This window comes from Bradyrhizobium sp. SZCCHNS1022, assembly GCF_032484835.1.
GTDB lineage: Bacteria > Pseudomonadota > Alphaproteobacteria > Rhizobiales > Xanthobacteraceae > Bradyrhizobium.
In genome coordinates this window covers 650649-677387 of record NZ_JAUETT010000003.1, presented here as the reverse complement: position 1 = coordinate 677387, position 26739 = coordinate 650649, and the positions used below count along the sequence as shown (strand labels likewise).

Here is a 26739-nt window from a genome sequence, read left to right as displayed (position 1 = left end):
CGATGCGGACATGCCGCACGAGGACCGAGCCGGATACCCCATCCGGCATTGGACGGTCGTGCGGCGCGGTTTACTTCGGCTCGAACGAAGCCGGCACGGAAACAGGATGAAACCTTCGAGGCGAGTGTCCGCACGTCAGGCGCGCGGGCCGAAACTCGATTCCATGAGGAACAACCAAAAGGCAGAGTATGGCCTGACCAAGGCAGCTCCGACCTTCTTTCGCGCGCTCACGCTGGCATGCTGTATACGTGGTTCTCAGCCACCCTTGACGGCACCCGCCGTGAGCCCCGCCACGATCTGTCGCTGCGCGAACACGGTGAGCAGCAGCACGGGCGCGGTCACGATCAGCGCGGCGGCGGCGAGCGGGCCCCAGCTCAATTGGTCGAACGAGATCATGTTGTAGACCGCGACCGGCAAGGTGCGCGTCTCGCGCCCCGCCAGCACGATGCCGAACACGAAGTTGTTCCAGGAGAAGATCACGGACAGGATGAAGGCGACCGCCAAGCCGGGCTTGGCGACCGGGAGCGCTACATGACGGAATACCTGCCACCGCGTGGCGCCGTCGATCCTTGCCGCCTCTTCCAGCTCGATCGGCGTGGTTTCGAAATAGCCGATCATGATCCAGATCACGATCGGGACGGTGACCACGAGATGGATGATGATCTGCGGCACCAGCGTGCCGAGCAGGCCGAGCCATTGGAACAGGAGAAACAGCGGGATCAGGTAGGACAGGCCGGGCGTGATGCGTGCGATCAGGATCACGATGGCGGACTTGTGCGCCGCCATCCGCGCGATGCCGTAGCCCGCGGGCACGCCGACCAGCATCGCCAGCAAGGTGGCGCCGCCGGTGACCAGCACGCTGTTCTCGAAATAGGTCAGGAAGCGGTTGGAGGCGAGCACGTCGGCATAGTTGCTCCAGGCGAACCGCTCAGGGATGAAGACCGGCGGATAGGCCGCGTTGTCGATCTCGAACTTCACCGACAGCGACAGCATCCAGAGGAAGAACAGGATCGCGGGCGAGACGATCACGAAGACCGCCAGCGCCAATCCGATCCGAGCGAGGATCGCGCGCCCGTTCATGCCTCACTCCCGAGCGCGTTCCACTGCGCGCGTCGCCGAAGCAGCAGGAGCAGCGCGGTCAATGCGACGATCAGCGCGAAGAAGACGACCGCGATGGCGGAGGCATAGCCGAGATCGTAATAGGCGAAGGCGACATTGTAGAGATAGAGGTTGATGGTCTCCGAGGCGGTGCCGGGGCCGCCTTGGGTGATCGCGAAGATGATGTCGAAGCTCTTCACCGCGTCGATGCAGCGGATCATCGCGGCGATGAACAGGAACGGCATGATCAGGGGCAGGGTGATGTAGCGGAACATCTGCCACGGGCTGGCGCCGTCGATCTGCGCGCTTTCGTAAGGCTCGGTCGGCAGCGAGGCGATGCCGCCGAGCACGATCAGCATCACCAGCGGAGTCCATTGCCAGGTCTCCACCAGCACCAGCGAGGGGATCACGGTGGCCGGGTGAAACACCCAAAGCTGCGGCGGCAGGCCGACCAGCGACAGCAGGTAGTTCAGCACGCCGAGCTGGGGGTGGAACATCATGGTCCAGACCAGCGCGATCGCGACCGGCGTCGCCATCATCGGCATGATGAACAGCGCCCGCAACAGCCCCCGGCCCGGAAACCTGGCGTGGAAAACCACGGCCGCGAAGGTGCCGAAGACGAGCGGCAGCAACACCGAAAGCGCGGTGTAGGACAGCGTGTGCCCGACCGCCTCGACGAAGCGCGGGTCGGCCGGCAGCCGCAGGTAATTGGCGGCGCCGACGAAGATTGTCGGCGAGCCGACCTTCCATTCCTGGAAGCTCATCCAGATCGTGAACAGCCAGGGGAAGATGATCACCGACAGCACGACGACGAGCGCCGGGAGCACGAACGGCCAATAGGACGGCGGCCGCCACTGCTGCTCCGGCACGGTGACGTGCTCTGCTATGCCGGAGGCCTGTTCAAGGACCGTGCTCACGCCTTCTCGCTGCGCTCCAGGATCGGGCGATACTGCTCATGCGCCTTCTTCAATTCGCTCGCAGGATCGGCGCCGGAGAGGGTTGCGGTCAATGCGGCTCCGACGATGTCGCGATATTCGGCGACCGGGATCACGACGGGCAGGCCGAGCTTCGAGATCTTGGCGGAGTCGATCACCGACTGCAGCCATTCCTTCGGCAGCTTCACGCCGTTCTGCACCTCGGCATCGTTCAGGATGGAGTTGCGGAACGGCACGCCGCCGCCAGCCTGCAGCAGCCGCGCGCCTTGCGTCTTGGAGACGATCCATTGGCAGAGCAGATAGGCCGCCTCCTTGTTCTTGCTGGCTGCCGCGATGCCGATGCCATCGCCATAGGTGGCGGAGTACTGTCCCTTCGGTCCTGCCGGCACCACGGTGTAGCCGACCTTGCCGACCACGCGCGAGGCGTTCGGGTCTTCCAGCGGCGGCGCCCAGCCGACGCCGTCGATCCACATCGCAGAGCGGCCTTGCGTGAAGGAGGCCATCGACTCCATCCAGTTGAAGCCGGCGACGCCAGGCGGTGCGCTCGTCGTGAGCAGCCTCTGATAGAGCTTGGTTGCTGCAACGGCTTCCGGCCCGTCGCTCAGGATGTTGCCTTTGTCGTCGAGGAATTCGCCGCCATAGTTGAGATAGAAATTCGTCCACAAGGTCATGTTGGCGTTGCGAAGGCCGCGGCCGACGAAGCCGAAGGTGCCGTTCTTGGCATCCGTCAGCTTCTCGGCAGTCTCGGCCATCTCGTCGAGTGTCTTCGGCACCGCGACGCCCTTCTTCGCGAACAGCTCCTTGTTGTAGTAGAGGATGAAGTAGTCGACCGACCACGGCAGCGACAGCATCCGCCCCTTGTCGTTCTTGGCGTAAGCCAATCCAGCTGTTGAGAAATCGCTCTCGACGAGATCCGGCGCGGTGAGGTTCGGGTCCTTCATGTAGTCGGTGATGTCGGCCAGCCATCCGGCCTTCTCGAACTGCCGCTTCTGCACGTGATAGCTCAAGTGAACGACGTCGAAGCTCGGCTTGCCGGAGGAGAGCTCGATGACGACCTTCTGGCGCTGCTGCTGCTCGGGAATCTGCTCGGACTCGACCTCGATGCCGGTCAGTGCGGTGAATTCCTTGAGGTACTTCTGCACATTGTCGCCACGCGGCCCCTTGATCAGCATCGCCTCGAGTCGGGTGCCGGCGTATTTCTTCCACTGCGGCTCGGCCCAGGCCGACCGGCCGGTCAGCGCCAATGCGCCCGCCGTTGCCGTGCCCGCAAGCATGTTGCGGCGCGTGATCGCTGTCATGGTGTCCTCCCCAGGATGTTTCTTGTTTGGCTGGGAAGTGTAGCGCGATCCAGCGGCGCTGCAACTGCGCCTTGCCTGCGAGTTTGGGGATGCAACGGTTGAGCGTGATGCGGCGAAGCCGGCCGTGAGGAAAACGGATGGCTCAGCTCTGCGATTCAGCCGCGAAGTCGGCCCGTTCCAGCAACCACGAGAGCGCGAACCCGGCGACGAGACCCCAGAATGCGGCACCAATATTCAGCAGCGGCACGTCCGCGACCGTGACCAGGAAGGCGATCAGCGCACCCAGCGAGAAGCGGGCCTTGAACGCGGTCACGAACGCCGTCTGCAGCACGCGCAGCATGGCGAGCCCCGCGAGCGCGGTGACCAGGGATTTCGGCGCGATCAGCAGCAGGCGGGTGAAGGTCGGCGCCAGCAGGCCGAAGCCGAGTGCGAGCAGGCCGACGAACATCGCCGCTGTGTAGTGACGCTTGCGCTCGCCGCCAGAGACGACGATCGCATTGGTCGGCCCAGTCAGGCAGGTGGAGACACCTCCGACCACGGCAGCGAGCGCCGAGCCGAGGCCGCAGGCGACGGTGACGAGATTGACCGGTGGCGTGTGACCCGCGGCCGTCAACACCGCAAAGCCCTGGCCGTTCTGCACCACGAGCACGGTGACCGCGAGCGGCACGATCAGCTCGATCATGGCGGCAAGTGACCAGGACGGTACCTGGATCACCGGCGTGATCAGCTCGATCCGCAGCGCTGCGCCGTGATCGTATGTCCCGAGCAGCAGGGCGGCCAGCGTGCCGACGACGAGCGCGCCGATGATCGGCGGGCAGCGGCGGCCGAGCGCGGGCAGCGCGCTCAGGACGAGCCAGACCACGATCATCGGGCCGGCGATGGCGACATCAGTGAAGACGGCACGGACGAGATCGAGGCCGAAGCGCAGGAACACGCCGGCGACCATGCCCATCACGATCGGCATCGGCACCAGCTGCATCGCGCGCTTGACCCAGCCGGTCAGCCCCAGGACCAGCATCAACAGCGCGGTTCCGTAGAATGCGCCCACGACCTGCGGGAAGGTGAGATGCGTCAGCGACTGACCGACCAGCACCGTGCCGGGAATGGTCCAGAACAGCACCAGCGGCTCCCGATGCAGCCACGACAGGACAAGGGTGATCAGCCCGTTGATGAAGAACACGCCGAAGATCCAGGATGCGATCTCCGCTTGCGACAGACCGCCATTGGCGCCGACGGACAGGATGATGGCGACCGGCCCGGTGATGGCGAACAACCAGCCGATGAAGCCATGCGAGGCGTAGAGCGGGCCGAAATCATCGGCGATCCGGCCGAGGCCGGGCAGTGGTCCCGCGGGGCGTTCGATAGCGCTGAACATGAGGGCAGGGCTCTCGCGGTGTTCTTATTGTTGTCCGGGGCAGATCGTGGGATGTTGTGAACCAACCTAAGTGGGTGTGCAAGGCGCGGTGCAGACGCCCGCGCTTGGCGATCGTCATTTCGAGGAGTGACGGGGAGCAAGAGTGAGCTTCACTGCGAACCGATGAAGATGTCCTCGGGTTTTTCCAATCCGCGGCTTGGCGTCATTTGCTGCGGCCACGTGTTTCGTCGCGAGGGTCGTATTCGATATGCTTTGCATGAATCCGACGGCTGGAAATTCATGTGCGGCGAGAATGATCATTACTGCGCTGCAGACGGTCATTTTGTTCATGTCGGCGGGTTGCTCCAGTTCGATCCGAGTTTGCATGACATTTCGGACCTGCCTGCAGGGTGCAAAGCCGAGCGGACGGATGGCGCGTCGCCATGGGTTCGAACCCCATGAGTTGGTTTATGAGGATACGTCTCCGCGCCTTCGTTGGTGCATGCCTGCGTGAAGAGGCTCTCGCGCGACACGGTCGAACTTAGCAGACGATCTCTGCCCGGCGGGCAAATCAGGTCGCTTCGCGAAATCCTGTCCAGCCCTTCTGGAAGAAAGAAATCGCTTGGCGATTTCGGCAAATCAGCATTATGGTCGCGACCGTTCCGTTGCGTCGGAAGGGGACGTATCGCGGTCGTCACGGACGTCGGCAGCGGGATGCGGTGGGCGGGTTCGGGTTGCAGCGTGAGTCATTTGCGCCGACGAACAACCCGGCACGCACGGTCAAGTCGCGCGGTCCTGGCACCCCGATGCTGGTGTCACGTTTGCGACGACGCTCGCGCGTCGCGCAGGCAACGGTGGCCAACAAGCCCGGCGCACCGGGGAGAACGCGAAGCAGCCGTCAAAACCATCGCGCAGGGAAGGCCGGGTGTTTTCGGCCAGACCTGTGGTACCTGCCGCCTGCATTTTTTTGCCGCAGGCGGGCCACGGGCGCGGCCAGCGCCCGGCCTTCCCTGCACCCTCCACCTTATGAGGGTGACGCTGTGAGCAAAGCTCGGACGCGAAACGCGCCGCGAGATCGTGGAAGTTCGTCTGAAATGCTGATCGTGGTTGTCGGGCTGGACGTGGAGACATCACCCCACCCTGCCTTACGTTTCGCTGCGCTCCTCGTGAGGCGACCCTCACCCTCCAGGGGAGGGGCGGCCAAATCGAGAGGCTTGCGCGCGAGGAGAATGGTCCGAGGAGGACGCGTGACCCTGTTAGGAAAACAGCGTCAGTCGAACAGGCTCGAGACCGACTCTTCCGCCGCGGTGCGGCCGATGGCTTCGGCAATCAGCGGCGCGATCGGCAGGGCGCGGATGTTCGGTGCATTGCGGACCGCTTCGGTCGGCATGATGGAGTCGGTGATGACGAGCTCCTTCAGCCGCGACGAGGTGATGCGGCTGACCGCGCCGCCCGAGAGCACGCCATGGGTGATATAGGCGTAGACCTCCTTGGCGCCGTTGGCGAGCAACGCGTCAGCCGCGTTCACCAGGGTACCGCCGGAATCCACGATGTCGTCGACCAGGATGCAGGTGAAGCCGGCGACGTCGCCGATCACGTTCATGACCTCGGACTCGCCCGCGCGCTCGCGCCGCTTGTCGATGATTGCAAGCGGGGTGTTGATGCGCTTGGCAAGGCCGCGCGCGCGCACCACGCCGCCGACGTCGGGCGACACCACCATCACCTTGGCGAGATCGAAGCGCTCCTTGATGTCGCGCACCATCACCGGCGAGGCATAGAGATTGTCAGCCGGAATGTCGAAGAAGCCCTGGATCTGGAGGGCATGCAGGTCGAGCGTCATGACGCGGTCGGCACCGGCATGCGTAATCAAATTGGCGACGAGTTTGGCTGAGATCGGCGTGCGCGAACTGGATTTACGATCCTGCCGCGCATAGCCGAAATAGGGCACCACCGCGGTAATGCGGCGCGCCGAGGCACGGCGCAGCGCGTCGGTGATGATCAGGAGTTCCATCAGATGATCGTTCGCCGGATAGGACGTCGACTGCAGGATGAAGACGTCGGAACCGCGGACGTTTTCCTGGATCTCGACGAAGATCTCCATGTCGGCGAAGCGCCGGACCACAGCCTTTGTGAGCGGCAAGTCGAGTTCGGCCGCGATTGCGCTCGCCAATGCTGGATTGGAATTGCCGGCGACCAGTTTGATGGAGCCGTTCTTGGCCGACATCGAGATTTCTCCTCGCGTTTTGCTGGAGACAATATTCAGCATATCGGGCTACCCGTGGAACCGGCAATGTTGGACGCGCGAGGTGATATCAAGGACATAGCGCGGCTGGCAACCCGCGGGAGGCGTTTTTCCGACCAAAAATGGCCACGAATTCGATCGCCCCGGCTAATGATCGGTGTAGCCGAGGGCCGCGACATTGGTGCTCTCGGCCGAGTCGGCCGGAGCCGCCGTCGCGACTGCAGGGCCCTGCGATGCGGGAGCAGGCTGCGGTGGATTGTCGGCCGGCGCCGTTCCATTGAGCATGCTGGTGAGCCCGCTGAAGCCGGCTTGCGCGATCTTGCGCAGGACGAGATCGTCCGCCGCACCCCACGGATCACGCGTCGCATCTCGTCCCGCACGGCCTGTCGGCTCTTCGCCCGACAGCCGCAGCGTACGTTGCTGATTGCGATCGTAGACGTCCCATACCCAGGCGACCACGCTCTTGCCGCTGACCACCTGCGCGGAGAGATAGCTGCGCACGCGGTAGGCGGCGGGTGCCTCGCGCGACACGATGGCGAGGCTCCGGAGTTTCGACTCGCTGTCGAGCACATTCACCATCCGGTCGAAGACTTGCGGCGGCGGACCGTCGATCTGATCGAACGCGATGGTCGCGCCATCGCTCGGAACCGTCGATGTCGCCATCGCGTAGGAATTGCTCGCGCTGTTGTTGCTCGCGCAGCCAGCGAGCGCACAGGCGCACACCATCAGCATCGCTGCAACGCAAGCGTGCCGCGGAGTCCGGCCGAGTCGGTGAAGTAGTATTGACGCTCCCCTCATCGATTGGAGCGATATCGTTAAAATCGATTAACGTCTAGGTCGCCGGTGACACAGAGCGGGACAGAATGCAGCTGATTGTTCAGAAATAGTTAAGCAAACAAAGTGATGTCACAGTTTGGGCCAGCTTCAGCCTTCCAGCATGATCGCGTGCACATGGCGGCCATAATCCGGCTCCTTGCGGTGCACCGAACGGCGGTAACTGAAGAAGCGGTCGTCGGCGTAAGTGTCGTGACCGAGATCGTCGATCATGAGCACGCCGGCCTTGTCCAGTCGCGCGCGGATGAAGCCGGCGAGATCGAACATCGCATGTCCCTCGCGTGTAGAGGGCAGGAAGAACATCGCGTGCTCCGCATCGGCGTCGAGGAAACGTTCGACGAATTCGGCGCCCACTTCATAACTCGGCTGACGGATCATCGGGCCGATCGCGGCAATGATCTGCCCGCGTTCGGCGCCGAGCATCTCCATGGCACCGATGGTGGCTTCGAGAACGCCGGTGAGGGCTCCCTTCCAGCCGGCATGAGCCGCGCCGATCACGCGCTTGTGCGGGTCGACGAACAGCACGGGACCGCAATCGGCCGTGGTGACGCCGATCGCCAACTTCTCAATCTGAGTCACGATGGCATCGGCCTTCGGCCGCGCCGGTCCGTCCCATGGTCCGGTGGCGACCACGACGTCGGGCGAGTGGATCTGGTGCACGCTCAAGAAGTTCTCCGGCGTTGCGCCGAGATGCGCCGCCATGCGACGGCGGTTCTCGCGGACATTGTCCGGCAGGTCGTTCGAGCCGAGGCCGCCGTTCAATCCGGCATAGATCCCGGCGGAAACGCCGCCCTCGCGGGTGAAGAAGGCGTGCCGCAATCCGGGAACGGCGGAGATCAGGTCCGATGCCAGCATCATCACGCTCCCGCTTTGTCAGTTCCCGTTGTCGTCGCTGAGCGCCGGCAACACGGGGATACCGGGGTCGGAGACGGCCAAGACCTTGAACAGGGCCCCCATGCCGCCGCGGCCGCCGCCGATCAGGCGTTTCAGCCCGCTGGCGATGTCCTCGGCCACTTCAAGCGAGGCCTTCTGCATCAAGGTGAGTGCACGTGTCTCGATGCCGAGCCGCTGCAGGAATTCACCCTGGGTCACGGGTCCATGGACGCGCGCGCCGACCGCGTCGGCGGCGCGGCCCAGGGCGTCGAAATCGACATGGGCGGTAATATCGGCGAGGCCAGGTGCTTTCAACGGATCGGCGAAGCTGTGACGGGCGATCGCCTGGAAGGTGTCGCCGACCTCGCTGCGGGTATGGCCGTAGTCGATGATCAGCGCGGCGCCGCGCTGATCGCGCACGTGCTTGGCGAGCGCCATGATGTCCGTGTCGGGCCGCCACTCGAAGATGGCGCCGAGGGGCGCGGCGCGGACCAAGGGCGGCAGCAGCGCCTCGAAGCCGGGCGTCGGCTCGGCGGCGACGCCATAGGTGAAGTTCTCGTCGTCATCGAGCTCGATGACGCGTTCGTGCCAGCCGGTCTCGCGTCGCACCATCTGATGGATCGGCAGCACGTCGAAATATTCGTTGGCGAAGATGACGCAAGGGCCTTCCGGCACCTCGTCGAAGCGCTCATGCCAAGTGACGTCGCGCATGCCCGTCAGCATCGCCTGCTGCTTTTCCCGCAGCACCGGATTGACTTCGATCATGTGCACGGAGAGCGTCTGATACAATGGCGGCAGCACGCGCAGCGCGCGGAGCGCGTCCGACATCATGGTGCCGCGTCCGGGCCCGAGTTCGATCAGATGGAATTGCTGCGGCGAGCCGACCGCTTTCCAGACCGAGGCGGCCCACAAGCCCAACAGCTCGCCGAACATCTGGCTGACTTCCGGCGCGGTGGTGAAGTCGCCCTCGCGACCCAACGGATCGCGCGAGATATAATAGCCATGCTGCGGATGCAGCAGACACAGCTCCATGTAGCGCCAGACCGGCATCGGGCCGGATGCCTTGATCAGCCGCTTGATCTCGGTGTGGAGCGGGGACAGTTCGATCACGGCTGGGCCTGCACGGATGGGGCTGGCTGATGTTGGGGCTTGCGCAGCGCTCTCAGGATGAGGATCGCGCCGATGATCAACATCGGGACCGACAGCAGCATGCCCATCGTGAGGCCGCCCCAGAGAAAGCCGAGCTGCGGATCAGGTTCGCGAAAATGCTCGCCGGTGATGCGGGCGATCCCATAGAGCAGGATGAAGCTGCCGAGGATCAGGCCGGGTCGTTTCAAAGCACCAAAGCGAACCAGGATCGCCAGCACGATGAACAGCACGATTCCCTCGAGGCCGGCCTCATAAAGCTGGCTGGGATGTCGCGGCACCGGGCCGCCGCTCGGGAAGATCATCGCCCAGGGCAGGCTGGGGTCGGCGGAACGGCCCCACAATTCGCCGTTGATGAAATTGGCGATACGGCCCAGGAACAAGCCGATCGGCCCGACTGCGGTGGTGATATCGCCGAGCGAGAGGATCGGCAGTCCGTTGCGGCGGCAGAACCAGATGACGGCAATGACGCAGCCCATGAAGCCGCCGTGGAACGACATGCCGCCCTTCCACAGTTCGAAGATCTCCAGCGGGTGCTGCACGAAGAAGGGCAGGTTGTAGAACAGCACGTATCCGGTGCGGCCGCCGAGGATGATGCCGAGCGTGACCCAGAGGATGAAGTCGTCGAGCTGCAGAAGCGAGATCGGCGCGGGACCACCCCACAGCCGCTCATTCTTCAGCAGCGAGCGCGCGTAGAGCCAGCCGATGACGATGCCGCTGATATAGGCGAGCGCGTACCAGCGGATCGCGAACGGCCCGATCGCAATGGCCACCGGATCGAACACCGGAAAGTCGATGAGGAGAGGGGTCATGCAGAGGCTTTCGTGGACACGGCATCCCTCATCTGGGATCTGCGGGACGCCACCGGCCCTCGCGAGGCCCGCCAGATGTACTTCTTAAAGCGCACCCGCTTAATGGGACGATTGCACCGTGCGATACCCGGGACATGTCATGACTTCAACTACGATGACAAGGAAACTGGTGCATGACAAGGCGAGGTTCGGCTTGAACGGAGCCGTCCGGATCGCCATTGTGTGATTGAGCCCAAGGCGAACCTAAAGGCCAAATTTTAAGGCCGAACCTGAGCGCGAAGCGGAGTTTTGCATGACCCAGACCACCAATCGGTTTTTCGACGAACTCGGTCGCCTGATGAACGATGCCGCGGGCGCAGCGCAAGGCATGAAGCGCGAAGTCGATTCCCTGGTCCGCAACCAGGCGGAAAAGATCCTGAACGACCTCGACATCGTCAAGCGCGAGGAGTTCGAGGCCGTCAAGGAGATGGCACGTCTGGCCCGCGAGGAGAACGAGGTGCTGAAGGCGCGCATCGCCGCGCTGGAAGGCAAGCTCGGGGGCGGCCAGCCGGGGCCGGCGTCGGGGGCCTGAAGACGCGGCCGGTGGGCGGGCGGGATTCGTCGGCCGCCCGGCAGGGATAGGCGCGAACCGCCGGGCTGGAAAGGGAAGGAGGCCGCAAGAAAATCCTTTCATTTCCTTGTCATTTTGCCGCTTTGCGGCTAGAACGCCGCCGTGTCCGCGGCCCCCGCACCCCTGGAGGCTTGCCGCTGGATCCGAGAACGGGCCGCGTTGCGGCCTTTAACTTTTTTAAAACAAGGACTTACCACAATGGCGACCGTCAGAGAACTGAAGGCGACCGCCCGTCCGTCAGTCGGCAAGGGGGCCGCACGGGCAGAGCGTCGCGCCGGGAGAGTGCCCGGAGTGATTTATGGAGACAACCAGCCCCCGCTGCCGATCTCGGTCGACGACCGTGAACTGCGCCAGCGCATCGCCGCCGGTCGGTTCTTGACCACCATTTTCGACGTCAGCCTGGACGGCAAGAAGCACCGCGTGATCCCGCGCGACTTCCACCTCGATCCGGTCAGGGATTTCCCGATCCACGTCGACTTCATGCGGCTCGGGCAGGGCGCAACCATTCGCGTCAGCGTGCCGCTGCACGTCGTCAACGCGGAAACCGCCCCGGGCGTGAAGCGCGGTGGCACGGTGAACATCGTCACCCATACGCTCGAGCTGGAATGTCTTGCGGAGAACATCCCGCAGTTCATCGAAGCCGATGTCGGCGCGCTCGAGATCAACAATTCGCTGCATATGTCGGACGTCAAGCTGCCGACCGGTGTCAAGCCGCTGCGCGAGGACGCGACGCTCGTGACCATCGTGCCGCCGTCCGGTTATGGCGAAGAGCAGAAGGCGGGTGCCGCTCCGGCTGCAGGTGCCGCAGCTCCGGCCGCTGCCGCCCCGGCTGCCGCGGCTAAGGCTCCGGCTGCTGCCGCCAAGGCGCCCGCCGGCGGCGACAAGAAGAAGTAAGCTGCGTGCTTCTGAAGCTCGCGGGTAGGCCCGCGAGCTTCAGAACACCGGCTCGGAGCGCGGATGCCGCGTCATGTTGCTGTTTGTCGGCCTCGGCAATCCCGGCGCGAAGTATGCGCGCAACCGGCACAATATCGGCTTCATGGCGGTCGATGCGATCGCACGCCGCCATGGTTTCTCGCCGTGGCGCCGGCGTTTTCAAGGCGAGACGTCGGAAGGCTCGCTCGATAGCGAGCGGGTGATCCTTTTGAAGCCGACGACCTACATGAACGAGTCCGGCCGCTCCGTGCAGGAAGCGCTGAACTTCTTCAAGCTCGGCGCCGGCGAGGTCACCGTGTTCCAGGACGAGCTTGAGCTGCCGCCCGGCAAGCTGCGCGTCAAGGTCGGCGGCGGAATTGCCGGCCATAATGGATTGCGCTCGATCTCGGCGCATATCGGCAACGATTATCGTCGGGTGCGACTCGGGATCGGTCATCCCGGCGTCAAGGAATTGGTGCACGGGCATGTGCTGTCGGATTTCGCCAAGGCCGAGATGCCCTGGGTCGAAGCCCTCTGCGACGCGGTGGCCGACAATGCGGGGCTGTTGACCGGCAAGCGCGATTCCACCTTCGCGAACAAGGTGCACCTGGTGCTGCAGGCCAAGGGATTTTTGGACAAGGGCGATGCCGGCGCAGCTTGATGCGCGGCGGGCCAGCGGAATTCGGGACGGATCATGGGATTCAAATGCGGAATCGTCGGGCTGCCGAACGTCGGCAAATCCACGCTGTTCAACGCGCTGACTGAGACTGCTGCGGCTCAGGCGGCCAACTACCCATTTTGCACGATCGAGCCCAATGTCGGCGAGGTCGCCGTTCCCGATCCCAGGCTGGAGAAGCTTGCGGCGGCTGCCAAGTCGGCGCAGATCATTCCGACCCGGCTGACCTTTGTCGACATTGCGGGCCTCGTGCGCGGCGCCTCGAAGGGGGAAGGTCTCGGCAATCAGTTTCTCGCCAACATCCGCGAGGTCGATGCGATCGCGCATGTCGTGCGCTGCTTCGAGGATTCCGATATCACTCATGTCGAGGGCAAGATCGCGCCGCTCGCCGATATCGAGACCATCGAGACCGAGCTGATGCTGTCAGATCTCGACAGCCTCGAGAAGCGGGTCGACAATCTCTCCAAGAAGGCCAAGGGCAACGACAAGGACGCCAAGGAGCAGTACGAGCTCGTGATCCGTGCGCTCGAACTGCTGCGTGCCGGCAAACCGGCGCGGCTTTTGGAACGTAAGCCCGAGGAGGAGCGTGCCTTCGGCATGCTGGGTCTGCTGACCTCCAAACCAGTCCTCTATGTCTGCAACGTTGAAGAAGGGTCGGCCAAGGACGGCAACAATTTCTCGCGCCAGGTGTTCGAGCAGGCTCAGAAGGAAGGGGCCGTCGCTGTCGTGATCTCGGCCAAGATCGAATCCGAGATTGCGACATTATCGCGCGAGGAGCGGACGGAATTCCTGGAGACGCTTGGTCTCGAGGAGGCCGGCCTCGATCGGCTGATCCGGGCCGGCTATCAGCTGCTCGATCTCATCACCTATTTTACCGTCGGACCGAAGGAAACGCGCGCCTGGACCATCCATCGCGGCACCAAGGCGCCGGCGGCGGCAGGCGTGATCCACACCGATTTTGAAAAGGGATTCATCCGCGCCGAAACCATCGCTTATGCCGATTACGTGGCGCTCGGCGGCGAGGCCGGCGCACGCGACGCCGGCAAGCTGCGTTTGGAAGGCAAGGATTATGTCGTCGCCGACGGCGACGTGATGCACTTCCGTTTCAACACGTAAACACCGTCAGTGCATCCGGCCCTGTTCGCGGATCGCGCCGAGATGCTCGTTGATGCGGAACACGATCAGGACGAATTCGGCAACGATGCGCGAGAACACGATGCCGACGATGACGCCGGCAATCGAGGACAACAGCATCAGGAAGCCGCCGAACGGGCTGATCGCCATCGCCGCGAGCCCGGAGAAGATTCCGGATACCCCGAACAGGAAGACGAGCGCAATCACGAGCCAGTAGAACGTCTTGATGATTGCCGGCGTAATGAACCGGTCCCACTGAAACAAATCGCGAAATTCGAACATCCTAAACTCCCCAGCTAAGTCGAATGTGCGAGCAGGATCTGGTCCTAATGCCCGCCCCATGCATTTGTCCAAGTCTCTTTGGTCCAAGCCTCTTTTGGCCGACTCTCACTTGTCCGACTCTCACTTGTCCAAGTCTCACTTGTAAGCCTCATTTGTCCAAGTCTCGCCGAAATGGAGGCCGCTGAGAGCGGCAGTGACGGGTTTCGGTCGGATGGATTATGAGCCATGCGGGTGGGCGGGTTGTGATTGCTGCAAAGTACGGCCACAATCGGGCTTCTTTCAGCCATTGATCAGTCCATGACACTCACCTTTGAAGATTTTCCGCTGGGCCATTTTGGCAGCTTTGGCCCGCGGCACGTGACACGCGAGGAGATCATCGCCTTCGCGACCGAATTCGATCCGCAGCCGATGCATCTCGATGAGGAGGCGGCCCGCGCCTCCATGCTCCAGGGGCTTTCCGGATCCGGCTGGCATCTTTGCTCGCTGACGATGCGAATGATGTTCGACGGCTTCATTGGCCGCACTGCGTCACTCGGCTCGCCCGGGGTCAACGAAATGCGCTGGATGTCGCCGCTGCGCCCCGGCGACGATTTGATGCTCGATGTCGAGGTCTTGGAAGCACGGGTGTCGCGCAGCCGTCCGACCACCGGGATCGTCACTTTCAAATGCGTGGTGCGGAACGCGGTCCGAGAGAAGCTCGGCGAGATGGTCTCGCCGATCATCGTCGAGCGGCGCAAAGAGCAGGTCGCCTGATGCGGTTTTTCGAAGATCTCGAAGTTGGCCAACGGCGCGAATTCGGCTCGTTCACTTTCACCGCCGAGGACATCAAGCGGTTTGCGTCGCAATTCGATCCGCAGCGGTTCCATCTTGATGAAGAGGAGGGACGCAACTCGCTGTTCGGCGGGCTTGCTGCATCCGGCTGGCATGTTGCCTCGGTCTGCATGAAGCTCCTCGTGGTCGACAATCAGCGTCTTGCGGAGCTCGCGCGCGCTCGCGGAGAGCCGGTCGCCGTCGGCGGACCGTCACCGGGCTTCCGCGAATTGCGCTGGATCAAGCCGGTGCTGGCTGGCGATGTTATAAGCTTTGCTAGCGAGATCGAATCCTTGCGCCTGTCCACCTCGCGCCCGGAATGGGGAATTTTGCAGGCGCGCAATGTCGGTACAAATCAGCGCGGCGAACTTGTGTTCGCGTTCCTTGCGTCGGGCTTCGTCCCGCGACGGAACAGAGGTTGAGGCGAAAAGGTCACGGCGATTAGGATTGTCTGGCCGGAACCAATTTCGCGCTAACGCATTTTGAACCGCGACTCTATAAGACAGCCACTTGGTACAAGCGTGGTAAGGGACGATCATGGCAGATCGCGGCGGCCTGAAACTTCTCGGCTTCATCTTCGCGAGTGTGATGCTGGCAGTGATGCTCGCAACTGGCATGGTCGTGAAGGGCTATGCCGACGGGTCCTACACGCTCGAGACCACCGCGGTCGACGGTCAATAAGTTAAGACTTCGTTAACCACGTGCGGCGATGACCGCCCGCCGGCACCGCGTCCAAGCGCTCCGAAGCCCGGTTGACGTGCATCAGCGGCTCCAGCTCCGGCGAACACCGCAACCGCGATCGACGACGTCCGACAACGTGCTGGTTCTTGGTCGCAGCCGCGCGATCCAGCTTGCGGACCCCCCGGACATAAACCAAGACCGCCGCACGAGGGCGCTCGCGCGGCGGTCCGGTGGGATGGCGGTTCGTTGGTTTCTGCCGTTCCGCGTCAGCCGTTGCGCAGGCCGTCCGCGGCGCGCTTCCACTGCGTGACGCTTTCGGCGATGATGCGGGTCGACTTCATCGCGGCCTGGCTCAGCTGGGCATAGCTGGCGATCTCGCGCTGGACCCGCTGGCCTTCGGCGTGCAGCACGTCGCGCAGGCTTTCCAGCTCCGAGATCAGGTGCTCGATCTCCGACAGCGAGGTGCCGGCGACGCGCTGGATCAGCGAGTTGACGTTGTTGACGGCGGCGTCTGTGCTGACGTCCACCAGCGCGGGATCGGCGCCGTTCGCAGGTCCCGGCCGGCGCAAATAAGCGATGTCGTTACGCACGAAATCGCGGATGCCGGCTTCGACTTCGGAGACCGCCGCGAGATCGGCGCTCAGCTCGGTTTCAGTTCCTTCGACCTTGTCCGGACGAATAGCGTTCATCGGCTAAATCCCTGTTGCGCGTTACGCGAGCGCGGTGTCCCCGCACGACGAAAGTGACGTGGATCTATCAGTTGCGGCGAAATTGGGCCACATCGCGGCCAAGATGCGGCAATGGTTCGACGATTGACTGCGAATTGCCCCATGTGAGGCGATCACCAGCTGCGCTTGAATCCCGCCGAGATGCTCTTGCTCGTGGTGCCCTGCGCGGTCTCGCCGATCGCGCCGGAGATGGTGACGCCGTCGTAGAGCTTTTGCTCGGCGCCGATCTTGCGCAGCCATTTGTCGTCGTTCGACGACAGCGATTGGCCGGCCGTCAGGCTGGTGCCGGTTTCGCCGATCGAGAGTTTGGCGGACTGCTCGGTGTCGAAGCTGCGGTTGGTGCGCGGGGCAGCGCCGGGCAGGGGCACCATGCCCTGCTGATTCACGTTGTAGCCGTTCTGCAGGGAGAGATTATAGCCGTCGAGCGGCACCGCCTTGGTGATGGTGGTGCCGATCTTGCTCTGGTCCGCGTTCGGATCGACGCGCGCTTCGATCGCGGTCTTGTCCCAGATCGCGCCGGCGCCGGGCGCCGTGACCGCGGCCCATGCGGTGCCGCCGGATTGCGGCACGTTGCCGCCGTTCTCGGCCCTCTCGGCCAAGAGCTCGGACATCGTGGTCGGCGTCTTCGTTACCGTCATGTCGGCTCCGACCCGCGCGTCCCAGAACGGCGACACACTCTGTTTGACGGAGACGGCCGAAGTGCCGTTGTCCTTGTTGTTGTTCGACCAGTTCAGGTTGTTGCCCGCGTTGGCCGTTGCGGGCTTGCCCGAACGGGGCTTTGCTTCCGGACGGTCGAAAAAAGTGGAAGCATCGACGTTGAGCTGGCTCCAGTCGACCTTGCTGACGTCGACCTCCTGCATCGAATCGGCCGCGGCCGCCTTCGGCGCGTCGCTCGCGTCCTCGGCGGCATCATCTGCGGGGGCGATCTGCTGCCAGGGCACGAGCTGCAGCGGCTGCTGCTTCAGCGGTTGCGTCAGGCTCTGCGCCACAACCGGGCATGCAGCAAAGCTCGCGCTCGCCGCCAAAAAAGCCAGCGTCAACCTGCCGATCATCATGAGAACCAACCCCCGCCCCTCGCGGAAAATCACGTCGCATTATGGTGGAATCTGGGCGCAGAATTATGACTGCACAAGTCACGTCTTGGTTCAGTGAACGTGATCGCAAGAACCATTCACGGCATCGCTCCGCCGCTGCGTCCGAGGCTAGCCAGCGAAGGAGCCGACCCGCGGCAGATGAATCGGGCGACCGAGCGTCTGCTCCACCAGATCGAACGTATCCACCAGCACGCGCAGCCGGATCAGCTTGCCGGCACGGAATTGCACGAAATGGGCAAAGCGCGTCGTGATCGGCTTCTCCGAATCCCGCGTCGCGAACGAACACCGCACCATGGACGCCGCTCTATCCTGATCCAGCATGATGGTCTCGCGGTCGAGACGGCGAATCCGCAAGGTTTGCGAGATCTGCCTGACGACCTCGATTACCGCGGCCTTGCCCTGGCGTGCGCCGAGAAAGGGAAACATGTCGATCGGGCCGTAGATCGCCCAATCGATGTCTTCGTCGAGCAATTCTGCGAGGTCTTCGAAATGGCGTTCGTTGATCGCGCGTTGCAAATCGCGCGACAGACGCCAGAGACGATGCTCTGCCATGGTGAATGTGGTCCTGAACTGGCTTTGCAAGGGCGCGCCGGCCTTCGGGTGACGTCATTCGCGACGTTACGGCCAGGGGCGCTACATCAAGTGCGCTTCATGAAAATTGCGAGGCCCCCACATAAGCCATTCCGCCCGGGGTGCAATCGATATTTTTGCATTGCACAAATGCACGCTACCGCTGCAGTCAGCCGTTCTCGCGCGGCTGGAGCGTGCGGGCGAGCGCGACGTCACGGTCGCGAATCGCGAGCAGCGCAAACAGCGCGGCACCGCCGAGCCCGCCGACCACCGCGCCGAGCGGCATGAAGGTGAAGAACACCAGCATGCCGCTATAGCCCTCGAAATCGCTGGTGTTGGCGATCTCGGTCCAGGCCAGCCCGAGCCCGACGCCGAGCACGGCACCCCCGAACATGCCGATGATCAGCCCCGCGAAGGCTAGCAAGGTGATTTTCATGCCGCTGGTGCGCTCGCTCGATTGATTGCGATAGGTCGCAGCGCGGCGGTGCAAGGTTCAAGCGGCGCGTTCGGAGCACCGGGAAATCGGCGAATCGCGTGGGCCGTTGAATTGGACGTTCCGATGAGAAGGCTGCGGACGAGTCGGCCGAAGCTTCGAACCCGCTCACGGCTCGCGCGGCAGATGCTCCATTGCCAGCGCGGCGAGATCGCGCTCCAGCACCTGCTGCACCAGGTCGAAGGTGTCCATGATTTCCCGGATGCGCGTGATGCGGCCATCCTTGAGGGTGTAGAACACGGCGACGTCGTACCGGACGATGCGATCGTTGGAGCGTTTGCGCAAATAGATGCGGAGATCAGCGGCGACCTGGTCGCCCTCGGCGATCAGCGCCAGCACCTCGTGCCGACGCTCGACATAGCGGCTGCGCACGGTTTCCCACATGCGCCGCACCTCGCTTCTGCCGCGGCGCGGCCCGAGATGCGGGAGGATGTCGATCGGCGCCGAGGCGAGATGCTCGACGTCCTCGCTGCACAACGACAGCACCTTATCGAAATCGCTGGCGGAGTACGCATCGAGCAGCTGCAGCACGCGTTCGCGGTTGGTTTGCTCGTTCATGCGGTCTCCATGATGGGGAAGCCGGTCATTGTTCCCAACTTGCGCAAGGGCTCGCGACCGTCAACTACCTCCGCGATTAGGTGTCGGTGTAATCGCTGAAAGAGTGAACGAATGCTGAGCAATTCCGGCGCAGATCGACGGCTTGCAGCTGTTTGTCGCGCCAGCGCGCGCTGGGTTCGACGCTTCGCGCCGGTGCATTCGCGTTCGCCGCGTGGTGCCGGGATAAGCCGCAGGCCGCTTGCCGTCGGTCTCGCGGGAACCGTGGTCCACCGTGGTGGTTAAAGCTTGCAAGATTCCTTTCCGGAGCATTCACCATGAAGATGCTGATCGCCGCTTCGCTCGCAGCCTGCGCGCTGCTCACCGCCCAGGCCGCCGAGGCCAAGGGCTGCATCAAGGGCGCCATCGTCGGCGGCGTCGCCGGCCATTATGCCGGCCATCATGGCATGCTCGGCGCCGCCGCCGGCTGCCTCTACGGCCGCCACCACGCCAAGGAGCAGCAAATGCAGCAGCAGCGTCAGCAGCGGCAGCCGAGCCAGGACGATGGCCGGACCTGAGAGGCCGAACTGACAGGGTAGGGTGGGCAAAGCGCGCAGCGCGTGCCCACCAATGACAACCTCGTTCGATAGGGTGGGCACGCCTTCGTTCTGCGAGCTTCGGCGGACAAGTCGCTTTGCCCACCCTGCGATCTGGATAGCGAGGCTGGCTATCGTGCTGGACGAAGACGTCAGCGCGCGTTCTTCAATTCTGATTCAATTGTCAAACAGCCAATCTCACGCATGCAACGCGGTCATCGCGCGCCCCCGGGTCCCGCCTTGCTCGCCCGAGGGCAGGCTTCGCAAAGCGATCCAGCGCCGTTCGATGATTCTGGATTGCTTCGTCGCTTACGCTCCTCGCAATGACGCAGGCGGATACACGCCCGCGTCCTCGCGGCGCGATCTGCGCCCGAGCTTTGCATCTCGTCTCACCCTCCAAGAGACAGAGGGCGCAGGGAAGGCCGCATAGGCGTTAAGTTTATGCTTGAGTGTTGGAATCCGCCGTGATTCGAACAGGGGATGGCAGACGAATCGCTCCTGAACGAGGACTGGACGAGAGTGGTTGCGCAGCTGGGCGGGGCTGCGCAGCTCGAGAAAACTGCGCGCCAGACGAAGGCCTTCGCGCGTCGGCGGCAGATTCCAGATGCGGTGACGTTACTTCGGCTGATGCTGGCCTATTGTTTGGGTGAAAGAGGGCTGAGATCGACAGCCGCATGGGCGGCTTCTGTTGGCCTTGCCGACCTCACCAGCGTGGCGTTGTTCTATCGGCTGCGTCAATGTGGTGATTGGTTTGCGGTGCTGGTGGAGGGCTTGCTCGCTGCGGCAGCTCCGAAGGCGAGCCAAGGCCGCCTGATCCGCATCATCGATGCGACGACAGTGCCTCAGGCGGGACCGGCTGCGCGCAAGAACAGTGAGCTTTGGCGCGTTCATAGCGCATTTGATCTGCCCTATGAGCGCTTTGGTCACTTCGAGCTGACAGATCAGCAAGAGGGCGAAACGTTTGACCGGATACCAGTGGTCAAGAACGAGATCCGCATTGCTGACCGCGCTTATCTGCAACCTGACCGCATTGCGGCCGTCCGCGAAGCCGGGGCCGACGTTTTGATCCGAGCGGGCTGGAAGAACGCACGTTGGCTTGACGCCAAAGGCCTTCCGTTCGATCTGATGGCCCAATTGCGTGCCGCGAAGGCGCGCGGACTGGTCGATCGGGAGATTTGGATCAAGCGCAAGGGCGGCGCGCCTCTGGCTATGCGTCTGGTCGCAATCAAGAAGCCCACCGGTGCGGCTGCTGCTTCTCGGCGTAAAGCCCGGCAAGACGCAAAAGATGAAAACCGCATCATCTCCAAAGAAACTTTGGAGGCTGCGGATTGGGTCATTCTGATCACGTCGCTCGCGCGGGACGAGTTCTCCACCAAAGATGTGCTTGCGCTCTATCGATTGCGATGGCGGATCGAGCTTGGGTTCAAGCGACTGAAGAGTCTGATTGGCCTCAAGACGCCGCCAGGAACCGATCCGCGCTCTGCCAAGCCCTACCTGCTGGCCCACCTCCTGATCATCCTGTTGCTCGAGCCGCTTGCCAGCGACTTCGAGGACTCTCCCCACTGGACGCAGGCCGCTTAACGACGCCTGGCGCTTGGCGGGTCCTGCAGCAGCTCGTTGCATCCTTGCTGCAAGCAATCATTCCACAACCAACCATCCGTTGCTTGCGCCGCAGAAAACGCGCGTTGGGGCGCCACCTTCGCGAGCCTCCTCGAAAACGCAAGTATCAATCGATGCTCGCGCTACCTTAACGCCTATGGGGAAGGCCGGGTGCCGACCGCACCCATGGTCCGCGTGCAGCAAAAAAAGCACGCGGCAGAACCACAGGTTCGGCCAAGACATCCCGGCCTTCCCTGCGCGATGGGTTACGGCTTATACGCGATCTCCCCGGTGCGCCGGGCTGTTGGCCACCGTCGCCAGCGAGACGCGCAAGCGTCTTCGCCAACTTAATACTAGCGTCGGAGTATCAGGACCACGCGACTTCGCCGTCCGCGCCCGAGGCTGTTCGTCGTACAGCCCGCGCGCGTCCACCGCATCCCGCTTCCCACGTATCGTGACGACGCGTACGCCCCTCCATGTGGAGGCGGGATAAGCGAGATCATCGTTCTGATTTGGCCGACATGACAAGAGAAGACCGCCGCGACAGATTGGCACGACGGGCAGTCACAGAGGAGGTCACATTTCACGGCGCTCGTCCATCGCCGGAAAACAATCAGCCGCGTGCACCACTTATCCATCTGTGGTCAGCTTGAATCGCTCCACTGTCATCACGCGCGAAAGCGGGTGATCTAGTATTCCAGAGACTTCCGTTCTCGATCGAGACGTCACGGCGTACTGGATGCCCGCCTTCGCGGGCATGACGGTGTTTGTGAGGCTAAGCTTTCACGGACTATCGCTTCCGAAGCCAAGCCGATCAGCACGAACTCAAAAACTCCTCAGCTGCAGCTCGTGTCGGAAAGCGTCCCAGTTCTTCGTAATCCGGCTCATCCTCGGCCGTGTCAGGCGACCGAAGGGCGATGAACTGATTGTCCTCCTGCAGGATCAGCTTCGTGAGGTTCTGGCTGTCGAAGGGCGTCATGTCGCGGCGACCGCAATGAGGACATTCGTCATCACACATGCAGGACCATTCATCGGTCCATAGCTTTCGGCAACGGTCGCATCGATAGACGTTCAAGAACCAAGCCATCGCAACGATCCCTATCTTCGCAAACGGTACTGGCCGCGCGAGACAAACTCGATGAAGCCTTGATCGCGCAGGAACTGAAGCTGCTGGCGTATCTTCGGCCGGACATTCTGGTTGCCCGGATAGAGCTCGCTGAGATGACGCTCGAACGCGTAAACCTCGTCAAGGCCGAATTCCGGCTTTCCGATTGTTTCGACGCAGCGCATCACGTCGAGCAGCTAGCCGCGTCGGTCGGGTGACTCACTACGAAGAAAGAGTGTTTTCCGCCACTCCTGCAGCACATGCTCTTTCGGCCTGACGATACCGTTCTGGACGATGTGGATTTTCCCGGATTCGGGAACACGATCGAGTAGGATTTTCGAGCCGATCCAGCCAGCGCGACGCGCTGTGGCTGCCAGCGGCTTGCGTGCTTCGACGATATCGCGGACGAAGAAGTGCTTTGGGACGATGAGCAGGTTGACTACTGCGAGCGACTTCAGGTCGTAGTTCATCAGGAGCAGGTTGGGATTGTTGCTCGCCGCGATCCGTTCGCACTTAGTCTTGTAGGCACCGTCGGCGACCGTGGCGCCGAACGTGCCTTTCTGGCTCTTGAGCTCGAACTCCTCTTTGCATGAGGTGCAGAGAAAGTCCGCTAGCGGACTGTTGTTGGGAAATTGCGACATGTTGGTGTTGCCGCAGTGCGGGCAGTAGGCCTGAGCCTTCACCCAGGCTTCGGTCCAGGCCCGCGCCTTCTGCGTGCCGCTGGTGTAGGCGGTCTGGGATTCTTCGAAGCCGAGTTTCATGTGGTGAGAGTAGCGGATGCCATATCGATTTCCAGTGCGGGCTTGGAAGCTCGATGGGACGTCGTTGCGAGCGCAGAGAAGGCCGGAGTTCGTGCTTCGATATCTGGCATCTTGCCAAAGCAAGAGCGCCTGGGACTATGGATTCCGGGCTCATCATCGCTTCGCGATGCCTCGGAATGACGTTGTGAGAGAGCGCTGACAAAGGTCCGCGAGCGAGAGCGTCGTCCGGCACGGGCGGACCCACACGACGTCACCGCTTCTTCCATCCACCCCTCTTGCCCGGCGCGCCGCCGGTGGAGCGTGGGGCGGGGCCGAATTCGGGGCCGGAGTCGCGGGAGTTGGTCGGCTGAATGATGCGGCTCGTGGCGCCGAACGGTTTTTCCGGCAGCTTGGGGTTGGGGCGGTAGGGCAGGGATTCCGGGCCGTGCATCTCGTCGAGATGGGGCTTGTGGACTTTGGAGCCGCTGCGCGAAGAGCCCCCGGTGATGTCCTCGTAGGACGGCAGCAGCGGGTCGGTGTTGCGGGATTTGCCGCCACCACGACCGCCGCGACTCGCGGACCCCCCACCCCGCCCCTCCCCCGCAAGGGGGGAGGGAGAGGAGAGACCGCCCGGGCGGCTTGAGCCACTGCGCGCACCACCGCGCCCCTTCAAGGCCGCAGTCGGCAGATTGGCGGCGTCGCCGTATTTCTTGGCGCCGGCATAGGACCCGGCCTTGCCCTGCACCGTCTTCTGCTTGGCGGTGGGATCATCGACCACCGCGAGTTCGGTGGCGCGCAGGCGTTTCACTTCGTCGCGGAGGCGCGCGGCTTCCTCGAAGTTCAGGTCGGCGGCGGCTTCGCGCATCCTGGTTTCGAGATCGGCCAGCACGGTCTCGAAATTGTGCCCGATCGAGATCGCGTCGTCGGTCGTGGTGCCGCCGCCGGTCTCGACCAGGACGTGGTCGCGCTCGTAGACCGAGTTGAGGATGTCGCCGATCGACTTCTTCACGCTTTCCGGCGTGATGCCGTGGGCGTTGTTGTACTCCACCTGCTTCTCGCGGCGGCGATTGGTCTCGGCGATCGCGCGCTCCATCGAGCCCGTCATCTGGTCGGCATAGAGGATCACCTTGCCGTCGACGTTGCGCGCGGCGCGGCCGATGGTCTGGATCAACGAGGTCTCGCTGCGCAGAAAACCTTCCTTGTCGGCATCGAGGATGGCGACCAGCGCGCATTCGGGAATGTCGAGGCCCTCGCGCAACAGGTTGATGCCGACCAGCGCGTCGAACGCCCCTAACCGCAGATCGCGGATGATCTCGATGCGCTCGATGGTGTCGATGTCGCTGTGCATGTAGCGGACGCGGATGCCCTGCTCATGCAGATATTCCGTCAGGTCCTCCGCCATGCGCTTGGTCAGCACGGTGATCAGCGTGCGATAGCCCGCGGCCGCGGTGGCGCGCACTTCGCCGAGGAGATCGTCGACCTGGGTGCGCGCGGGGCGGATGTCGACCGGCGGATCGATCAGTCCGGTCGGGCGAATGACCTGCTCGACGAACACGCCGCCGGCCTCGTTCAGCTCCCAGCCGCTGGGCGTCGCTGATACCGCGACCGTCTGCGGCCGCATCATGTCCCATTCCTCGAAGCGCAGCGGGCGGTTGTCCATGCAGGAGGGCAGGCGGAAGCCGTATTCGGCCAGCGTCGCCTTGCGGCGGAAGTCGCCGCGGAACATGGCGCCGATCTGCGGGATGGTGACGTGGCTTTCGTCCGCGAACACCAGCGCGTTGTCGGGGACATATTCGAACAGGGTCGGCGGCGGCTCGCCAGGCCGGCGTCCGGTGAGATAGCGCGAATAGTTCTCGATACCGGCGCAGCTTCCCGTCGCCTCCATCATCTCGATGTCGAAGGTGGTGCGCTGCTCCAGCCGCTGCGCTTCGAGCAGGCGCCCCTGCGCGTGCAGCTGATCGAGCCTGATCTTCAGCTCCTGCTTGATCGACTTCATCGCCTGCACCAGGGTCGGGCGCGGCGTCACATAGTGCGAATTGGCGTAGACCTTGATGAATTCCAGCTCGTCCTGCTTGTGGCCGGTGAGCGGATCGAACTCCTCGATGTTCTCGACGGTGTCGCCGAACAGGTTCACGCGCCAGGCGCGGTCCTCATAGTGCGCCGGAAAGATGTCGATGACATCGCCCCGCACGCGAAAGGTGCCGCGGGTGAAATCGTGCTGGGTACGCTTGTACTGCAGCGCCACGAGATCGGCGATCAGCTGGCGCTGGTCGATGCGCTCGCCCTTCTTCAGCGCGAAGGTCATCGCGGTGTAGGTTTCGACCGAACCGATACCGTAGATGCAGGACACCGAGGCGACGATGATGACGTCGTCGCGCTCCAGCAGCGCGCGCGTCGCGGCGTGGCGCATGCGGTCGATCTGCTCGTTGATCGAGGAGTCCTTCTCGATATAGGTGTCCGTTCTGGGGACGTAGGCCTCGGGCTGGTAGTAGTCGTAATAGGAGACGAAGTACTCGACTGCGTTGTCGGGGAAGAAGCTCTTGAACTCGCCATAGAGCTGGGCGGCGAGGGTCTTGTTCGGCGCCAGGATCAGGGCAGGGCGCTGCGTCGCCTCGATCACCTTGGCCATGGTGTAGGTCTTGCCGGAGCCGGTGACGCCGAGCAGCACTTGCGTGCGGTCGTTGCGATCGATGCCCTCGACCAGTTCGGCGATCGCCTGCGGTTGGTCGCCCTTCGGCTCGTAGGACGATTTGATCTCGAAGCGAACGCCGCCTTCGCTCTTCTCCGGGCGCGGCGGCCGGTGCGGCGTCCACACCTTCAGCGAGCCGTCATCCTTGCGGAATTCCGGGCGCCCCTCGCGGATCAGCGCCTCCAGCGCTTCCGCCGTGGCTTTGACGCCGAGCGCCTCCATCTTGCTGCGGGGCGGACGGGCCAGCGCTTCCTCGTCGTCCTCCGCGGTCGGCAGGCCGAGCTGCCGCGCGAGCTCAGGATCGAGCGTGGGGATGGTGGCGGCGGTGCCGTAATTGGCTTGCGGGGCTTCGGCGAGGCCATGCTGACCTGTGCTCGGCTCGCCCCCACCCTGACCCTCTCCCGCAGGCGGGGGAGGGGACGCAAGCGGCGCGGCCACGGAATCGTTATTCGCATACGGGCTCGGCGTGTGCGGTCTGGAGCCCTCCCCCGCTTGCGGGGGAGGGTTGGGTGGGGGCGCCGCACGCGAGATATCGGACCGTCTTGCCCCCACCGGCTGCGGGTTCGGCCGCAGCGGCATCGGGTGGGGCTCTGCGGCATCGCGCTTCGCCACGTCCTCGCTCTTGCCGCGGGTCGAAGCGCGGGCGCGATGCGCGGCGGCCTCGCCGCCACTGCGGCGGTCCCAGGAGTTATCCGGCGGCGGCTGCAATCCCGTCGATGAGCCGATGCCGCTCTCGCCTCTGTTGATGGCGGGATTCAACAGCTCGGCGAGCGCCGGCCCGATCGGCTGCACGTCGGGCCGATGTGCTTTGGATTTCGGGGATTTCGCAGGTTTCTTGGTCGCGTCTGGATTCTTCGCCATGGCCGGAATATGGGACTGAAACGGCCGTCAGAA

Annotated in this window: 28 protein-coding genes; 9 read left to right on the top strand and 19 right to left on the bottom strand. The window is 63.5% G+C overall.

The window, feature by feature from the left end; translation table 11 throughout:
- Positions 1-255: 255 nt before the first annotated feature.
- The 9 genes from QX071_RS22855 to lgt all read right to left on the bottom strand — a co-directional run bounded on the left by QX071_RS22855 (position 256) and on the right by lgt (position 10592).
- Positions 256-1080: a carbohydrate ABC transporter permease gene (locus QX071_RS22855; protein WP_315704925.1), complete on the bottom strand. Its 825-nt coding sequence runs from the start codon at positions 1078-1080 to the stop codon at positions 256-258.
- Positions 1077-2015 (bottom strand): sugar ABC transporter permease, encoded by a 939-nt coding sequence (locus QX071_RS22850; RefSeq protein WP_315704924.1) that lies wholly within the window; start codon positions 2013-2015, stop codon positions 1077-1079. The genes QX071_RS22855 and QX071_RS22850 overlap by 4 nt, the downstream gene beginning before the upstream one ends.
- Entirely contained in the window at positions 2012-3331 is a 1320-nt protein-coding gene (locus tag QX071_RS22845) for a sugar ABC transporter substrate-binding protein (protein WP_315704923.1), read from the bottom strand. Before QX071_RS22845 ends, QX071_RS22850 begins: the two co-directional genes overlap by 4 nt.
- Before the next feature lie 142 nt (positions 3332-3473).
- Positions 3474-4706: a benzoate/H(+) symporter BenE family transporter gene (locus QX071_RS22840; RefSeq protein ID WP_315704922.1), complete on the bottom strand. Its 1233-nt coding sequence runs from the start codon at positions 4704-4706 to the stop codon at positions 3474-3476.
- A 1249-nt stretch (positions 4707-5955) separates the two neighbouring features.
- Positions 5956-6909 carry a ribose-phosphate pyrophosphokinase gene (locus tag QX071_RS22835; RefSeq protein ID WP_315704921.1) on the bottom strand — a complete coding sequence of 318 codons (954 nt, stop codon included), beginning with the start codon at positions 6907-6909 and terminating at the stop codon, positions 5956-5958.
- Positions 6910-7074: 165 nt separating this feature from the next.
- Positions 7075-7725, bottom strand: coding sequence for a hypothetical protein (locus tag QX071_RS22830; RefSeq protein WP_315704920.1), 651 nt, complete (start codon positions 7723-7725; stop codon positions 7075-7077).
- Positions 7726-7851: 126 nt separating this feature from the next.
- Entirely contained in the window at positions 7852-8619 is a 768-nt protein-coding gene (pgeF, locus tag QX071_RS22825; RefSeq protein ID WP_315704919.1) for a peptidoglycan editing factor PgeF, read from the bottom strand.
- A gap of 15 nt (positions 8620-8634) precedes the next feature.
- Positions 8635-9744, bottom strand: a complete 1110-nt coding sequence (locus QX071_RS22820) for a class I SAM-dependent methyltransferase (RefSeq protein ID WP_315704918.1) — start codon at positions 9742-9744, stop codon at positions 8635-8637.
- Entirely contained in the window at positions 9741-10592 is an 852-nt protein-coding gene (gene lgt / locus QX071_RS22815; protein ID WP_315704917.1) for a prolipoprotein diacylglyceryl transferase, read from the bottom strand. Before lgt ends, QX071_RS22820 begins: the two co-directional genes overlap by 4 nt.
- 292 nt (positions 10593-10884) lie before the next feature.
- Between lgt and QX071_RS22810 the strand changes: the two genes are divergently transcribed.
- From QX071_RS22810 to ychF, 4 genes are all read left to right on the top strand, one after another.
- Positions 10885-11163 (top strand): accessory factor UbiK family protein, encoded by a 279-nt coding sequence (locus QX071_RS22810; protein ID WP_315704916.1) that lies wholly within the window; start codon positions 10885-10887, stop codon positions 11161-11163.
- Positions 11164-11400: 237 nt separating this feature from the next.
- Positions 11401-12096, top strand: a complete 696-nt coding sequence (locus QX071_RS22805) for a 50S ribosomal protein L25/general stress protein Ctc (RefSeq protein WP_315704915.1) — start codon at positions 11401-11403, stop codon at positions 12094-12096.
- Between the two features lie 73 nt (positions 12097-12169).
- Positions 12170-12775: an aminoacyl-tRNA hydrolase gene (pth, locus tag QX071_RS22800; RefSeq protein WP_315704914.1), complete on the top strand. Its 606-nt coding sequence runs from the start codon at positions 12170-12172 to the stop codon at positions 12773-12775.
- Between the two features lie 33 nt (positions 12776-12808).
- Positions 12809-13906, top strand: coding sequence for a redox-regulated ATPase YchF (gene ychF, locus QX071_RS22795; RefSeq protein ID WP_315704913.1), 1098 nt, complete (start codon positions 12809-12811; stop codon positions 13904-13906).
- A 6-nt stretch (positions 13907-13912) separates the two neighbouring features.
- Here the strand turns inward: ychF and QX071_RS22790 are convergent, their stop codons facing one another.
- Complete coding sequence (locus tag QX071_RS22790) at positions 13913-14206, bottom strand: DUF4282 domain-containing protein (protein WP_315704912.1); 294 nt, start codon at positions 14204-14206, stop codon at positions 13913-13915.
- A 297-nt stretch (positions 14207-14503) separates the two neighbouring features.
- Here QX071_RS22790 and QX071_RS22785 point away from each other — a divergent pair, with 297 nt between their 5' ends.
- The 3 genes from QX071_RS22785 to QX071_RS22775 all read left to right on the top strand — a co-directional run bounded on the left by QX071_RS22785 (position 14504) and on the right by QX071_RS22775 (position 15697).
- Entirely contained in the window at positions 14504-14959 is a 456-nt protein-coding gene (locus QX071_RS22785; protein ID WP_315704911.1) for a MaoC family dehydratase, read from the top strand.
- Positions 14959-15438, top strand: coding sequence for a MaoC family dehydratase (locus tag QX071_RS22780; RefSeq protein ID WP_315704910.1), 480 nt, complete (start codon positions 14959-14961; stop codon positions 15436-15438). Before QX071_RS22785 ends, QX071_RS22780 begins: the two co-directional genes overlap by 1 nt.
- Positions 15439-15553: 115 nt before the next feature.
- The gene (locus QX071_RS22775) at positions 15554-15697 is read left to right on the top strand and encodes a hypothetical protein (RefSeq protein ID WP_315704909.1); all 144 of its coding nucleotides are present in this window, start codon (positions 15554-15556) and stop codon (positions 15695-15697) included.
- A 266-nt stretch (positions 15698-15963) separates the two neighbouring features.
- Here QX071_RS22775 and QX071_RS22770 read toward each other — a convergent pair whose 3' ends face one another.
- From QX071_RS22770 to QX071_RS22750, 5 genes are all read right to left on the bottom strand, one after another.
- The gene (locus tag QX071_RS22770; RefSeq protein ID WP_315704908.1) at positions 15964-16386 is read right to left on the bottom strand and encodes a hypothetical protein; all 423 of its coding nucleotides are present in this window, start codon (positions 16384-16386) and stop codon (positions 15964-15966) included.
- A gap of 152 nt (positions 16387-16538) precedes the next feature.
- Positions 16539-17480 (bottom strand): hypothetical protein, encoded by a 942-nt coding sequence (locus QX071_RS22765; protein ID WP_315704907.1) that lies wholly within the window; start codon positions 17478-17480, stop codon positions 16539-16541.
- Positions 17481-17627: 147 nt separating this feature from the next.
- On the bottom strand, positions 17628-18071 hold the full coding sequence (locus QX071_RS22760) for a nuclear transport factor 2 family protein (protein ID WP_315704906.1): 444 nt from the start codon (positions 18069-18071) through the stop codon (positions 17628-17630).
- Positions 18072-18258: 187 nt separating this feature from the next.
- Entirely contained in the window at positions 18259-18525 is a 267-nt protein-coding gene (locus tag QX071_RS22755; RefSeq protein ID WP_315704905.1) for a hypothetical protein, read from the bottom strand.
- 165 nt (positions 18526-18690) lie between these two features.
- Positions 18691-19140: a nuclear transport factor 2 family protein gene (locus QX071_RS22750; protein ID WP_315704904.1), complete on the bottom strand. Its 450-nt coding sequence runs from the start codon at positions 19138-19140 to the stop codon at positions 18691-18693.
- Between the two features lie 314 nt (positions 19141-19454).
- Here QX071_RS22750 and QX071_RS22745 point away from each other — a divergent pair, with 314 nt between their 5' ends.
- Entirely contained in the window at positions 19455-19694 is a 240-nt protein-coding gene (locus QX071_RS22745; RefSeq protein WP_315704903.1) for a hypothetical protein, read from the top strand.
- A 498-nt stretch (positions 19695-20192) separates the two neighbouring features.
- On the top strand, positions 20193-21293 hold the full coding sequence (locus QX071_RS22740; RefSeq protein ID WP_315701243.1) for an IS4 family transposase: 1101 nt from the start codon (positions 20193-20195) through the stop codon (positions 21291-21293).
- A gap of 832 nt (positions 21294-22125) precedes the next feature.
- On the opposite strand, the gene QX071_RS22735 is transcribed toward QX071_RS22740, so the two are convergent.
- From QX071_RS22735 to uvrB, 4 genes are all read right to left on the bottom strand, one after another.
- Positions 22126-22398, bottom strand: a complete 273-nt coding sequence (locus QX071_RS22735; RefSeq protein ID WP_315704902.1) for a hypothetical protein — start codon at positions 22396-22398, stop codon at positions 22126-22128.
- An 11-nt stretch (positions 22399-22409) separates the two neighbouring features.
- A complete protein-coding gene (locus tag QX071_RS22730; RefSeq protein ID WP_315704901.1) occupies positions 22410-22601 on the bottom strand; it encodes a hypothetical protein in 192 nt (63 codons plus the stop codon).
- 12 nt (positions 22602-22613) lie between these two features.
- Complete coding sequence (locus QX071_RS22725; RefSeq protein ID WP_315704900.1) at positions 22614-23177, bottom strand: DpnI domain-containing protein; 564 nt, start codon at positions 23175-23177, stop codon at positions 22614-22616.
- Positions 23178-23427: 250 nt separating this feature from the next.
- Positions 23428-26706, bottom strand: a complete 3279-nt coding sequence (uvrB, locus tag QX071_RS22720) for an excinuclease ABC subunit UvrB (RefSeq protein ID WP_315704899.1) — start codon at positions 26704-26706, stop codon at positions 23428-23430.
- Positions 26707-26739: the final 33 nt, after the last annotated feature.